We start from the raw sequence: 12,754 nt of genomic DNA on the forward strand, positions 1-12,754 counted from the left end.
CGCCTTATGGGTGGCTGAGGGTTTGCGCCAAGTGGTGCTAGTAAAAAGCCAGCGATTGAATCGCTGGCTTTTTTATTGCCCCTAAAAACTCAACTACTTTGCTTGAAGACCAGCTGCATAGCAGCGGAGCAGCCCAGGGTACCCGGGCATTTTTACAGAAGCAGGCGGGCGAGCGCGGGCTGCTCTACCGGGTACCCAAGGCTATGCTGAAAGCCCATTAAAGCGCGGCAATCAGTGAAGCAGGCTGCCGCGATTGCGCTCTGAAATCTGAGTGTTCAGTGTCCAAAAATCGTACAGAACACCCACCAGAAATAGACCAAATGTAAAGAACCAGATGGTGCCGGTAATCGGCTTGCCGTAATAAAAACGGTGCGCGCCCAGAAAGCCAAAAATCCAGAGCAGATAGCCAAAAAACTTACTGTGTGTATCCGGTCTTTGCATAGTGTTCTCGATAGTGCTTTAGACAGCGCTCTAGCTCTGCCCTTTACCCATAAGCAACAGCCGAGCGCGCAGCGAAAAACTATCTCGCTGATGATTCAGGCTGGCTGACTGCCGACTCATCCGGGTTTGTGCCTTGGTCATAAATGAACTGCTCCGGGAGTTTGGCGTTGCGTGCGGCGCTAACAAATGGCGAACCTACCTTATCATAGTCGCTATAACGCCGATTATTGTAGTAAGCGTACGCCAAATCCGCCAATGGGTTGCTCTATATGGAACCAACGTCTTATGGACGCTATTGCAGAGCTATCTGACAATAAATAGAGGTATCAGAACAGCTGGGCCTGCGTTAGGTCACATGAAGACTCCTGATCACCATCCAAATTAATCAAAAAGTATTGATATGAGCAGCATAAGTGCGCACCATGGGCATATTGTGTCGCTAAATTTGGCAATTCTGTAAAACAAAGGTATTGGTTTTTATGGCAAGTATTCTCGTGCTTCACGGGCCAAATCTGAACATGCTGGGCACCCGCGAACCTGAGGTATATGGCTACGAAACCCTCGCAGACATTAATCAGCGCCTGCAGAACAGCGCTGCAGCCGCGGGCCATCATCTGCTTCACCTGCAATCAAACGCCGAATACGAATTGATTGAACGCATTCACGCCGCCAAAACGGAAGGTGTGGACTATATTCTGCTTAATCCGGCGGCTTTTACCCACACCAGCGTCGCCTTGCGTGACGCGCTGTTGGCGGTTGCCATACCGTTTATTGAGGTGCACCTGTCCAATGTGCATCAGCGGGAAGCATTTCGGCACCACTCCTATTTCTCGGATATCGCCAAAGGCGTTATCTGCGGCCTCGGCAGCCAGGGCTATGATCTGGCGCTTCAGGCTGCACTCAAACAAACGCATTAACGAGGCTGAAGAAATCATGGATATTCGCAAAATCAAGAAACTGATAGAACTGCTTGACGAGTCCGACGTCGAAGAACTGGAAATTCACGAGGGCGATGATTCCGTGCGTATCTCGCGCCGCCGTGAGCAGCCAGCCGGCACGCATTACGTCAGCCACATGGCACCGCAGCATGCAGCGCCTATGTACGCGCAAGCACCGGAAACCCCGGGCCCGGTTAGCCATGAAGAAAAGCCTGCAGCGCCCAAGGGCCACACCGTTAAATCACCCATGGTGGGCACCTACTACAGTGCGCCATCGCCTACCGCGCCGGAGTTCATCGCCGTAGGCCAGTCAATCAAAGCCGGTGATGTTATCTGTATCGTGGAAGCGATGAAGATGATGAACCAGATTGAAGCTGACAAGAGTGGCACCGTCGTCGAAGTGCTGGTCGAAAACGGCCAGCCGGTCGAGTTTGACCAGCCTCTGGTCGTCATTTCCTGAACCCGGTGAATGTGAGCCATGGCCATGTTAGAAAAAGTATTGATCGCAAACCGCGGTGAAATCGCCCTGCGAATTTTGCGCGCCTGTAAAGAATTAGGTATCAAAACCGTCGCCGTGCACTCTCAGATCGACCGCGACCTGATGCACGTGCGTTTAGCCGATGAAACCGTCTGTATCGGCCCCAACAGCCCGACCGACAGCTACCTGAATATCCCTGCCATTATCAGCGCGGCGGAAGTAACCGACTCGGTGGGCATCCACCCCGGTTACGGCTTTCTAGCGGAAAACGCTGACTTTGCCGAGCAGGTCGAAAAAAGCGGGTTCCGCTTTATCGGCCCCAGAGCCGAGACTATCCGGCTGATGGGCAACAAAGTGTCTGCCATCAACGCCATGATCAGTGCCGGTGTACCCACCGTTCCGGGCTCTAACGGCCCGCTGACCGAAGACGACGACCTGACTCTCAAAGTCGCTAAAAAAATTGGCTACCCGGTGATTATCAAAGCCGCATCGGGCGGCGGCGGTCGCGGTATGCAGGTGGTGCACTCAGAAGCGGCATTGCTCAAGGCCGTACAAATTACCCAGACCGAAGCTCGCAGCGCGTTTGGCGACCCCACCGTGTATCTTGAAAAATTCCTTGAGCGCCCGCGTCATGTGGAAGTTCAGGTACTGGCCGACATGCACGGCAACTGCATCCACCTGGGCGACCGCGACTGCTCGTTCCAGCGCCGTCACCAGAAAGTGCTGGAAGAAGCGCCGGCGCCGGGTATTAACCCCGAAGCTCGGGAAAAAACCCTGAAAGCCTGTGTTGATGCCTGTAAGGAAATTGGCTATGTAGGTGCCGGCACCTTCGAATTTCTGTATCAGGACGGCGGTTTCTATTTCATCGAAATGAACACCCGCGTGCAGGTTGAGCACCCGGTATCGGAAATGGTGACGGGCGTGGATATCGTGCGCGAACAACTGCGTATCGCCAGCGGCCTGCCGTTGCAGTTCACGCAGGACGACATCAAGATTACCGGGCACGCCATCGAGTGCCGGATCAACGCAGAAGACCCCCAAACTTTTGTGCCCAGCCCCGGTAAAGTGAAGCACTTTCACGCTCCCGGCGGTAACGGTGTGCGGGTAGATTCGCACCTTTACAGTGGTTACACCGTACCGCCCTACTACGATTCGCTGATCGCCAAACTGATCACCTGGGGTGACGACCGCGAAATAGCGCGCCGGCGCATGAAAAACGCCCTCGACGAGATGGTGGTTGAAGGCATTAAAACCAATCAGCCGCTGCACCGCAGATTGGTGCGCGATGGCGGCTTTAAACAGGTAGACTTCACCATTCATTACCTTGAAAAACTGATTCGGGACTGAGTCCTGCGTCGACAATGCGGGAAGCACCATGCCCTGGATACAATTAAAGATTCCGGCCGACCCGGACAGCGCCGATCAACTCGAAGATGTGTTGATGGAAATGGGTGCCGATGCGGTGTCGATGGAAGACGCCGCTGACCAGCCTCTGTACGAGCCGGACCATGGCACCACACCTTTGTGGAGCCAAACCACCGTAACCGGGCTGTTTCAGTCTACTTACGATATTACCGAGTTGTGTTCCAACATCCGCGACGCCTGGCACCAGCAAACCCAGCAGAGCCTGGCGGACATAGACGTAACGCTGGTTGAAGATAAAGACTGGGCGCGGGCCTGGATGGACGACTTCCACCCGCTGCGCTTTGGCGAACGTTTGTGGATAGTACCCAGCTGGCACGACGCGCCTGACCCAGACGCAGCCAATTTGCTGCTGGACCCAGGTCTGGCGTTTGGTACCGGCACCCACGACACGACGGCTCTGTGCCTGCAGTGGCTAGACGGCGCTGATGTAAAGGGCAAACAGGTGATCGATTATGGCTGTGGCTCCGGCATTTTAGGCCTGGCCGCACTGTTGCTGGGCGCTGACCATGTGATGGGAGTCGACACCGACCCACAGGCGTTGGAAGCCAGCCGTGAAAACGCCCGCCGCAACGACGTAGACGAAAGCATGCTGTCTTTGTATCTGCCGAAAGACGAGCCCGACGCCTTGGCCGACATTACGCTCGCCAATATTCTGGCTCAGCCACTGATCGGACTGGCGCCGCACCTGGCAGCGAAAACCCGTCCAGGCGGCGACATTGTGCTGTCTGGCATCCTCAATCATCAGGCCCGCGATGTGATGGCGGCTTACGAACCCTGGTTTATTATGGATGAACCAGAACAGCAGGGTGAATGGATACGGCTCACAGGGCGACGCCACGATTGATCAAGCGGTAAGGCCAAAGATCTAGACGACCGTGCATTCAGTTTCTTTGTATTCAGGGATTTAGAATGGCTTCCAGCAACCTTCAAACTCAGTGCCCCCATTGCCAGACGCGTTTCCGGGTAACCGGGGAACAACTGGAGGTTGCCAAGGGGCGAGTGCGCTGCGGCAGCTGCATGCAGATTTTTAATGCTTTTGAAAATCGCATGCAAGAACCAAAACCTGTCGTTACAACGCCCCCGGATCCGGACAACGACTTGGTGTTTGCGGACAATCCGGAAGAAGATGCAGCCCACGGCGCTTACATTAAAGCCGACATGACGTTTGCCGAAGACGAGCTCAGCGACAGCAGCAGCGATATAAACCCGGATTCGGATGAAAGCTGGGCCCACGCCATTCTGGATGAAGCCAGCCGTCACGACAGCCCAAGGCGCTCAGCCCCACCCGGTAAGGCAGCCCCTCCCACCGAAGCAGCGCCACCCAAGAATGAACCCCCTGCTGAAGCTCAAAATTTTGAAACGCAAGGCCTGGCGCAACCCAGCGACAGCTGGCCGTTGCCGTCCGAGCATCAGATTTACGCCGAGAGCGGCGCCCGACCGCAGCACACGCTTTACAGCAATCTTCGCCAGGAACCCATTCCGGTTCAGCGCAATCACAGCGGAAAAATCCGGGCGTTGGCCTGGTCACTGATTGTTCTGGCCACTCTCGGGGTGATCGTCTCACAGCTGGTCTGGGTTCAATTTGACAAATTTTCCAAAATTCCCCAGCTGCGCCCTTTTTACGAGAAAGGCTGCGAACTCGCCGGTTGCACGCTGCCACCGCTAATAGACATGAGCGCCATAGACAGCCGCAAACTGGTGGTAAAAACCAACCCTGCCAACCGCAGCGAACTGGTGGTAGACGCGGTTATTATCAACCGTGCCGCCTTCGCACAGCCGTTTCCGGCCATTGTTCTCACCTTCGCAGACTTGAACGGGCAAGAGGTTACACAGCGTGTATTCAGCCCTGTAGATTACCTGGCGGACCAGGGCGCACAGTTGCGGGAAATGCCGCCGCAGACGCCAATACGCATCGCCATCGCTATCCAGGACCCGGGACAAACGGCTGTCAGCTACAACATCAACTTCCGCTCACAGGCCGAGTAAGCCAGCGCGAGCCCGCTGGCCGAACTCAACTTACAAGCTTTTGCCAAGCGCACGAAAGTCAACCAAAAAGCACGAAAAATAATCAATTTTCCACGGCATTGCCTCTTCAATCGCGGCCGCACCAGCGGTATCATTAGCGCCCTCCGGAATTCGGCCGTTCAATTATTGAACAATTCACCGATATTCAGGCCTTGCGTCAACGTCCGTAACACGGATTCAGATCATGCTGCCAACGGCAAAAATCGGGCCGTATACCTTGCCCAATCCGCTGGTTGTTGCGCCCATGGCCGGTGTAACAGACCGGCCTTTTCGGCTGCTGTGTCGGCGTATGGGCGCAGGGCTGGCCGTTTCGGAAATGGTGATTGCTGATAGCAAAATGTGGCACACCCGGAAATCTCGCAGCCGCCTGAATCATCAAGGTGAGCCTGAACCCCGCTCGGTGCAGATTGCCGGCGGAGATCCGGAGATGCTGGCGCAGGCGGCTCGCATGAACGCTGCGTCTGGCGCCCAGATCATCGACATCAATATGGGTTGCCCGGCCAAAAAAGTCTGTAATAAAGCGGCCGGCTCTGCACTGATGAAAGACAAAGCTCTGGTGCTGCAGATTCTGAAGGCGGTGGTAGCCGCCGTAGACATACCGGTGACCCTGAAAATGCGCACCGGTTGGGATGAAGATCACCGCAACGCGCCGATTATTGCGCGCATGGCGGAAGAAGTCGGTATTCAGGCGCTGGCCATTCATGGCCGCACCCGCACCGACAAATACACGGGCAATGCCGAGTACGACACCATTGCCCGGGTGAAGTCCGACGTTGGCATTCCGGTATTCGCCAACGGCGACATCACCAGCCCGGAAAAAGCGCGCGACGTGCTTCAATACACCGGAGCCGATGGCCTGCTGATTGGCCGTGCGGCTCAGGGCCAGCCCTGGATTTTTCGGGAAATCCTGCATTTTCTGGAAACAGGCGAACACATGAAGCCGCCACCACTGGATGAAGTGGAAACGATACTGAGCGAGCACCTGCTGGCACTGCACGATTTTTATGGAGAAACCATGGGTGTGCGCATTGCCCGCAAACATGTGGGCTGGTATTTGCAAAGCCACGACCAAGACAAACGCTTCCGGCAAAGCTTCAACGCCATAGACAACGCGTTGGAGCAGCACGACAGCATTCAACAGTATTTCGCAAGCTTACGAAATGAAGAGGTATTCGCAGCATGAACGCTGAAACTTTGGCAAACGACACCCTGAACGCATCCGCCAATGATGACATTCACCAACTGCAAACGGTTGGCACCAGCGGTAACTCAGTCACCCTGCGTGACAGCGTAGAAATTGCACTGACCAACTACTTCACCCAGCTTGATGGCGCTCCGGTAACCGAGGTTTATCAATTGGTGCTATCAGAAGTAGAAGCTCCGTTACTGGAACAGGTGATGAAGTACACCCGCAACAACCAGACCAAAGCATCCACCATGCTGGGGCTGAACCGCGGCACCCTGCGCAAGAAGCTCAAGCAATACGATCTGCTTTAAACCCGACATCCGATCCGGAAGAAAGTGACCCATGGCAAATCAGGCAAATACTCCCGTTCGTCGCGCGCTGATCAGTGTCAGTGACAAAACCGGCATTGTTGAATTTGGTCGCGCGCTCAGCGAGCGCGGCATAGAGTTGCTGTCCACCGGCGGCACCTTCCGTCTGCTTCAGGAAAACAACGTAGCAGTCACCGAAGTGTCTGACTACACCGGTTTTCCGGAGATAATGGATGGCCGGGTAAAAACCCTGCACCCGAAAATTCACGGTGGCGTTTTGGGCCGCCGTGGCACCGACGACGCCGTCATGGCCGAACACGGCATAAACCCCATCGACATGGTGGTGGTGAATCTCTATCCGTTTGAAGACACCATCGCCAATCCGGATTGCGACTTGGCGACCGCCATTGAAAACATCGACATTGGCGGCCCCACCATGGTGCGGGCCGCGGCCAAGAACCACAACGATGTGGCCATTGTAGTGAATACCCGCGATTACAGCCGGGTATTGAAAGAACTGGAAAGTAACGATGGCGAACTGACCTTTGCTACGCGTTTTGACCTGGCCGTAAAAGCCTTTGAACACACCGCCAGCTACGACGGCGCTATTGCCAACTATCTGGGCGGGCGCACCGCAGATAACGACAACCCGGATTTCCCGCGCACCTTCAACGCCCAGTTTGTGAAAGTGCAGGACATGCGCTATGGCGAAAACCCGCACCAGCGCGCCGCGTTCTACGCCGAGCGCAACCCGAAAGAAGCCTGCGTGGCGACCGCTACCCAGTTTCAGGGTAAAGCGCTGTCGTACAACAACGTGGCCGACACCGACGCCGCGCTTGAGTGTGTAAAACCCTTCGCCGACCCGGCCTGCGTGATCGTCAAGCACGCCAATCCCTGTGGTGTAGCCATTGGTGCCGACATTCTGCAAGCTTACGAACTGGCCTATGCAACGGACCCAACCTCGGCGTTTGGCGGCATCATCGCCTTCAACCGCGAGCTGGACGCAGCGACCGCCAAAGCCATTATTGATCGCCAGTTTGTGGAAGTGATCATCGCTCCCAGTATCAGCGCCGAAGCAGTAGAACTGATAGCCGCCAAGAAAAACGTGCGTTTGCTGGCCTGCGGCGAATTTGACGGTGAGCGCGCCCCGGCATTGGATTACAAACGCGTGACCGGTGGCTTACTGGTGCAAGAACGTGACCTGGGCATGGTTGCCATGAGTGATGTGAAAGTGGTCACCCAACGCCAGCCCAGCGAAGAAGAGCTGAACGATTTACTGTTTGCCTGGGAAGTGGCCAAGTACGTCAAATCCAACGCCATTGTGTACGCTAGAGCGGGCCGCACCATCGGCGTGGGCGCAGGCCAGATGAGCCGCGTGTACAGCGCCAGAATTGCCGGCATCAAAGCCGCCGATGAAGGCCTGGAAGTAAAAGGCTCGGTCATGTCGTCTGACGCCTTCTTCCCGTTCCGCGACGGTATTGATGCCGCCGCCGCCGCCGGTATTACCGCGGTGATCCAACCCGGTGGTTCCATGCGTGATCAGGAAGTGATCGACGCCGCCAACGAGCACGGCATTGCTATGGTGTTCACTGGCATGCGCCATTTCCGCCATTAACCCGTAGGGACAAAATCGATGATGAATATTCTGATTATTGGTAATGGCGGGCGCGAACACGCCCTGGCGTGGAAAGCCGCGCAGTCGGAACTGGCCGACACCGTTTTCGTAGCGCCCGGTAACGCCGGCACCGCCACCGAAGCCGGTGTGGAAAACGTCGCCATCGATGTGATGGATTTGAAAAGTTTGGCTGATTTTGCCGCCAGCAACAACGTCGGCCTGACCATCGTTGGGCCCGAGGCACCGCTGGTTGCCGGTGTTGTGGATCTGTTTGAAGAGCGTGGCCTGAGAGTGTTTGGCCCCAGCGCCGGCGCCGCGCAGCTAGAAGGCTCAAAAGCCTTTACCAAAGACTTTCTGGCGCGTCATAAAATCCCCACGGGTTCCTACGGCAACTTTACCGACGTTGATGAAGCATTGGCCTACGTGCGCCAGCAAGGCGCGCCTATTGTGGTTAAAGCTGACGGCCTGGCTGCGGGTAAAGGCGTGATTGTGGCCATGACCCTGGCCGAAGCGGAAGACGCCATCCGCGATATGCTGGCGGGCAACGCGTTTGGCGACGCCGGCAGCCGGGTGGTTGTTGAAGAATTTCTGGACGGCGAAGAAGCCAGCTTCATCGTCATGGTCGACGGCGACAACGTGCTGGCCATGGCTACCTCGCAAGACCACAAGCGCGTGGGCGATGGCGACACCGGCCCCAACACCGGTGGCATGGGTGCTTATTCACCGGCTCCGGTGGTCACACCCGAAGTGCACCAGCGCATCATGGACGAAGTCATCTACCCGACCGTGCGCGGTATGAAAGCTGAAGGTCACCCCTACAAAGGTTTTCTCTACGCCGGCCTGATGATCGATTCTGTTGGTGCTCCCAGGGTGATCGAATTCAACTGCCGCTTTGGCGATCCGGAAACCCAGCCCATCATGCTGCGCATGCAGTCTGACCTGGTGGCTTTGTGCCAGGCCGCGATTGACGGAAAACTGGACCAGTGCAGCTCCGATTGGGACCCCCGGGCCGCCGTGGGTATTGTTCTGGCGGCAGGTGGTTATCCCGGCAGCTACAGCAAAGGCGATGCCATCTCTGGCCTGTCGGAAACCGAAACCGAGGGCGAAAAAGTTTTCCACGCCGGCACAAAACTGGATGGCAACCAGGTGGTCACCAGCGGTGGCCGGGTGCTCTGCGCAACCGCACTGGGCAATACCGTGACCGAAGCCCAACAACGGGCTTACAAACTTGCCAGAAAGATAAGCTGGAACGGTGCGTTTTATCGCAAAGACATCGCGTATCGGGCCATAGCCCGCGAGCAGGCGTAATACGACATCCTGAGCAAAAGCCCGGCCGTTGACCGGGCTTTTTTATGGGGTAATGTAAACTCACGTGCCTGCCCCATCACACAAACAGCCTGGAACTGCTCAAATGCTGCAAAAGTCACCCTGTACCGTCTTTTTCTTGCTCTTATCCATTGTGCTTTTAAGCGCATGCTCCCGCCATGACATATACCAAAAGGCTATCGACTTCGAGCGTTCCACCGCCGGACTTGAGGCTGCCAGCATCACCTTGGGCGAACTGGACATTGCGTACCTGCGAAACGCAGAAATGAACAGCGGCGATACCATCGTGATGGTTCATGGTTTTGGTGCCAACAAAGATAACTGGACCCGCATGGCCCGGGAGCTCACAGATAAATTCAACGTTTATGCCATAGACCTTCCGGGCCACGGCGAAAGCAGCAAGCCGCTGGATCTCGGTTATCGGCTGGAACAGCAAGTGGCTCACCTTGCCCGTATTCTTCAGGCTCTGGACATTGCCGAGATGCACATGATGGGCAACTCCATGGGCGGCGCCATTACGGCTCTGTATGCCGCCACTTACCCCGAACAGATCAAAACCGCCGTACTCTTCGACCCGGCTGGTATTCTTGAGTACGAGAGCGAACTGTTTGATTTAGTCGCCGCGGGTGACAATCCGCTTATCCCCTCAAAACCCGGCGATTTCGAGCGTCTGATGGATTTCGCTCTTGAGAAAAAGCTGTTTATTCCCTGGCCCGTTCTTGGGGTTATGGAAGAACAGGTTCTTGCTAATCAGACGATCAATGAAGTGATCTTTGCCGCCATCCGGGACGCCGACCTCGAACCGGATTTCCGCACTGTCATTGCTCGCATCGAAGACCCGGTACTGATCGTCTGGGGCAAGGAAGACCGTGTGATTGACTACCGTAACGGCGACGTTTTTGTGGATACCATTCCCGGCGCGCAACTAAAGATATTAGACGGAATTGGTCACGTGCCCATGATTGAGGCACCGGAAGAGTCGGCCCGTCTGTTCCTGGAGTTTGCCGAATCCCATGCTTTAAAAGCCGAGTAATGCAAACCGGCGCAAGGCTCTGTTGTTATCGGCTTCAACGACCGGAAAAAACAAGGTAGCCTTACGCTGACTATCATCCGTTTTCCCTGAAAGAACTTCTCATGCCTGAAGCTATCTGGATATCCTTTGCGTTTGGTCTTGGCCTGCTGGTCAAGGTGGTTCATTTGCCACCCCTGGTGGGTTATCTGGCGGCCGGTTTCACACTCAGCGCGCTAACGGCGTTCCCGGGTTCCAATATCTCTGCCGAACCCACCGAAGTATTAGGCCACATTGCCCACCTGGGCGTGTTGCTGATGCTGTTTACGGTGGGCTTGAAGCTGAAATTCAAGACCATCATCAGCCCCGAGGTTATTGGCGGTAGCCTGCTGCACTTTGGCATAACCTGCTTTGTGTTCACTCCCGGGCTGTATCTGTTTCTGGATATTACCTGGTACGTGGCCTTCATGCTGGCGGTGGCGCTGTCGTTTTCATCCACTATTCTGGCCGCTAAAGTGCTGGAAAGTAAGCGCGAGTTGCGCGCATTCCATGGCCGCGTCGCCATCGGTATTCTGGTGATGCAAGACCTGATCGCACTGGTCGTGATGAGCCTGGCTGCGGGTAAAACGCCGTCGGAATGGGCCTTGATTGTGTTCGGCCTGCCGCTATTGCGGCCATTTCTGTTCCGCCTGTTGGATGCCAGCGGCCACGATGAACTACTGGTGCTGTTGGGCATGCTTTTGGCGCTGGTATTGGGCGGCTTGGGCTTTGAAGCCGTGGGCTTGAGCTCCGAGCTTGGCGCTTTGCTGTTTGGTGCGGTACTGGCCAATCACCCACGCAGTCAGGAGTTGGCCAAATCTCTGTGGAGTGTGAAAGAAATATTCCTGGTGGGGTTTTTCCTGCAGATCGGCATTGGCGGGCTGCCAGACACCCATTCACTGATGTTTGCACTGGCTGCCAGCCTGATTCTGCCGTTGAAAGGACTTCTGTTTTTCTTCCTGATGATTCTGTTCCGCCTGCGCGCGCGCAGTAGTTTTCTGACGTCGCTGGCGCTGACCAACTACAGCGAATTCGGCCTGATTGTAGCCAGCATTGCCTTGCCCCAGTGGATGGTGCCGTTGGCCATCAGCGTGGCGCTGTCGTTTGTAATTTCAGCGCCCCTGAATCGCATCGCTCACAGCCTTTACGAGCGCTTTGCCAGCCGCCTGGAATGCTACGAAACCAATAAACATCACCCCGACGAACAGCCCCTGGCGCTGTCTGACGCCAGGGTTCTCATCATGGGTATGGGGCGTACCGGTACCGCCGCTTACGACTGGCTGATCGAAACCGAACCGACCCTGGTCGGGCTGGATTCTGACCCCAACAAAATTACCCAGCACGGCGTGGCGGGACGCAATGTGGTGTTTGCCGATGCCGAAGACACCACCTTCTGGAGCAATCTGCATATGCCCCAGGTGCATTCAGTGATCCTCGCCATGGCCGACATTGAAGGCAAACTGATTGCCGCCCGCATGCTGCGGCGCATGGGTTTCACCGGCTACATTGTGGCCCACACCATGTTCCAGGACGAAGCTCACCAAATACGTGAAGCCGGCGCCAACGACGCTTACCTGACCATGAGCGAAACCGGCGTAGCCCTGGCAAGCCACATCATGGAGCGGGAAGCCTCGGAGCCAGATGTTGCTCTGAAACCGTTAGGCCGCAGATAAGCCAGCGACGAGTGTGGAGCTGACCCTGGCGGCCCATCTAAGCTCTACTGTAGCCTGATAAAAGCAATCACGCCCACACCAACATGATCATCGGCACCACGTTCAGCAAATAGCGTTCGCGCAAACCCAAACGGTTAGCAGACAGTCCAAGTAAGGTTGAACCTGGCGAAATCACCGTAAGCGCCAATAAATCAGCACCTACATTTCGGCTCGCCGATTGCACACACTGACTTCCTCACCCATTCCATGAGGAATCAGCATGACCCCAACCGAACGAGCACACGTCTGGCA

General features: G+C 55.9%; 13 protein-coding genes. 11 read left to right on the forward strand and 2 right to left on the reverse strand.

Annotation, left to right across the window (positions count from 1 at the left end; genetic code table 11):
• Positions 1–231 precede the first annotated feature (231 nt).
• Positions 232–441, reverse strand: a complete 210-nt coding sequence (locus A3OI_RS0103065) for a TM2 domain-containing protein (protein ID WP_018402874.1) — start codon at positions 439–441, stop codon at positions 232–234.
• A gap of 479 nt (positions 442–920) precedes the next feature.
• Here A3OI_RS0103065 and aroQ point away from each other — a divergent pair, with 479 nt between their 5' ends.
• From aroQ to A3OI_RS0103130, 11 genes are all read left to right on the forward strand, one after another.
• Positions 921–1,358: a type II 3-dehydroquinate dehydratase gene (gene aroQ, locus A3OI_RS0103075; protein ID WP_018402876.1), complete on the forward strand. Its 438-nt coding sequence runs from the start codon at positions 921–923 to the stop codon at positions 1,356–1,358.
• Positions 1,359–1,374: 16 nt separating this feature from the next.
• Positions 1,375–1,839, forward strand: a complete 465-nt coding sequence (accB, locus tag A3OI_RS0103080; RefSeq protein ID WP_026223966.1) for an acetyl-CoA carboxylase biotin carboxyl carrier protein — start codon at positions 1,375–1,377, stop codon at positions 1,837–1,839.
• An 18-nt stretch (positions 1,840–1,857) separates the two neighbouring features.
• Positions 1,858–3,204, forward strand: a complete 1,347-nt coding sequence (gene accC / locus A3OI_RS0103085) for an acetyl-CoA carboxylase biotin carboxylase subunit (RefSeq protein ID WP_018402878.1) — start codon at positions 1,858–1,860, stop codon at positions 3,202–3,204.
• Positions 3,205–3,232: 28 nt separating this feature from the next.
• Positions 3,233–4,126, forward strand: coding sequence for a 50S ribosomal protein L11 methyltransferase (gene prmA / locus A3OI_RS0103090; protein ID WP_018402879.1), 894 nt, complete (start codon positions 3,233–3,235; stop codon positions 4,124–4,126).
• Between the two features lie 65 nt (positions 4,127–4,191).
• Positions 4,192–5,268 (forward strand): DUF3426 domain-containing protein, encoded by a 1,077-nt coding sequence (locus A3OI_RS0103095; protein ID WP_018402880.1) that lies wholly within the window; start codon positions 4,192–4,194, stop codon positions 5,266–5,268.
• A gap of 223 nt (positions 5,269–5,491) precedes the next feature.
• The gene (gene dusB, locus A3OI_RS0103105) at positions 5,492–6,490 is read left to right on the forward strand and encodes a tRNA dihydrouridine synthase DusB (protein WP_018402882.1); all 999 of its coding nucleotides are present in this window, start codon (positions 5,492–5,494) and stop codon (positions 6,488–6,490) included.
• On the forward strand, positions 6,487–6,804 hold the full coding sequence (fis, locus tag A3OI_RS0103110; RefSeq protein ID WP_018402883.1) for a DNA-binding transcriptional regulator Fis: 318 nt from the start codon (positions 6,487–6,489) through the stop codon (positions 6,802–6,804). Before dusB ends, fis begins: the two co-directional genes overlap by 4 nt.
• A 31-nt stretch (positions 6,805–6,835) precedes the next feature.
• Positions 6,836–8,416: a bifunctional phosphoribosylaminoimidazolecarboxamide formyltransferase/IMP cyclohydrolase gene (gene purH / locus A3OI_RS0103115; RefSeq protein ID WP_018402884.1), complete on the forward strand. Its 1,581-nt coding sequence runs from the start codon at positions 6,836–6,838 to the stop codon at positions 8,414–8,416.
• A gap of 21 nt (positions 8,417–8,437) precedes the next feature.
• Positions 8,438–9,724 (forward strand): phosphoribosylamine--glycine ligase, encoded by a 1,287-nt coding sequence (gene purD / locus A3OI_RS0103120; protein ID WP_026223967.1) that lies wholly within the window; start codon positions 8,438–8,440, stop codon positions 9,722–9,724.
• A gap of 103 nt (positions 9,725–9,827) precedes the next feature.
• A complete protein-coding gene (locus A3OI_RS0103125; protein WP_018402886.1) occupies positions 9,828–10,775 on the forward strand; it encodes an alpha/beta fold hydrolase in 948 nt (315 codons plus the stop codon).
• A 101-nt stretch (positions 10,776–10,876) separates the two neighbouring features.
• Positions 10,877–12,463: a cation:proton antiporter family protein gene (locus tag A3OI_RS0103130; protein ID WP_018402887.1), complete on the forward strand. Its 1,587-nt coding sequence runs from the start codon at positions 10,877–10,879 to the stop codon at positions 12,461–12,463.
• A gap of 67 nt (positions 12,464–12,530) precedes the next feature.
• Here A3OI_RS0103130 and A3OI_RS22545 read toward each other — a convergent pair whose 3' ends face one another.
• A complete protein-coding gene (locus A3OI_RS22545) occupies positions 12,531–12,686 on the reverse strand; it encodes a hypothetical protein (RefSeq protein ID WP_018402888.1) in 156 nt (51 codons plus the stop codon).
• Positions 12,687–12,754 lie beyond the last annotated feature (68 nt).

It is taken from the genome of Marinobacter gelidimuriae (assembly GCF_000372805.1).
GTDB classification, from domain to species: Bacteria; Pseudomonadota; Gammaproteobacteria; order Pseudomonadales; family Oleiphilaceae; genus Marinobacter; species Marinobacter gelidimuriae.

Excerpts from the sequence above, each read along its gene's own strand:
- aroQ (WP_018402876.1), top strand. The coding sequence starts at position 921 with ATGGCAAGTATTCTCGTGCTTCACGGGCCAAATCTGAACATGCTGGGC.
- prmA (WP_018402879.1), top strand. The coding sequence starts at position 3,233 with ATGCCCTGGATACAATTAAAGATTCCGGCCGACCCGGACAGCGCCGAT.
- dusB (WP_018402882.1), top strand. The coding sequence starts at position 5,492 with ATGCTGCCAACGGCAAAAATCGGGCCGTATACCTTGCCCAATCCGCTG.
- A3OI_RS0103130 (WP_018402887.1), top strand. The coding sequence starts at position 10,877 with ATGCCTGAAGCTATCTGGATATCCTTTGCGTTTGGTCTTGGCCTGCTG.
- A3OI_RS0103065 (WP_018402874.1), bottom strand. The coding sequence starts at position 441 with ATGCAAAGACCGGATACACACAGTAAGTTTTTTGGCTATCTGCTCTGG.
- purD (WP_026223967.1), top strand. The coding sequence starts at position 8,438 with ATGAATATTCTGATTATTGGTAATGGCGGGCGCGAACACGCCCTGGCG.
- fis (WP_018402883.1), top strand. The coding sequence starts at position 6,487 with ATGAACGCTGAAACTTTGGCAAACGACACCCTGAACGCATCCGCCAAT.
- purH (WP_018402884.1), top strand. The coding sequence starts at position 6,836 with ATGGCAAATCAGGCAAATACTCCCGTTCGTCGCGCGCTGATCAGTGTC.
- accB (WP_026223966.1), top strand. The coding sequence starts at position 1,375 with ATGGATATTCGCAAAATCAAGAAACTGATAGAACTGCTTGACGAGTCC.
- accC (WP_018402878.1), top strand. The coding sequence starts at position 1,858 with ATGGCCATGTTAGAAAAAGTATTGATCGCAAACCGCGGTGAAATCGCC.
- A3OI_RS0103095 (WP_018402880.1), top strand. The coding sequence starts at position 4,192 with ATGGCTTCCAGCAACCTTCAAACTCAGTGCCCCCATTGCCAGACGCGT.
- A3OI_RS0103125 (WP_018402886.1), top strand. The coding sequence starts at position 9,828 with ATGCTGCAAAAGTCACCCTGTACCGTCTTTTTCTTGCTCTTATCCATT.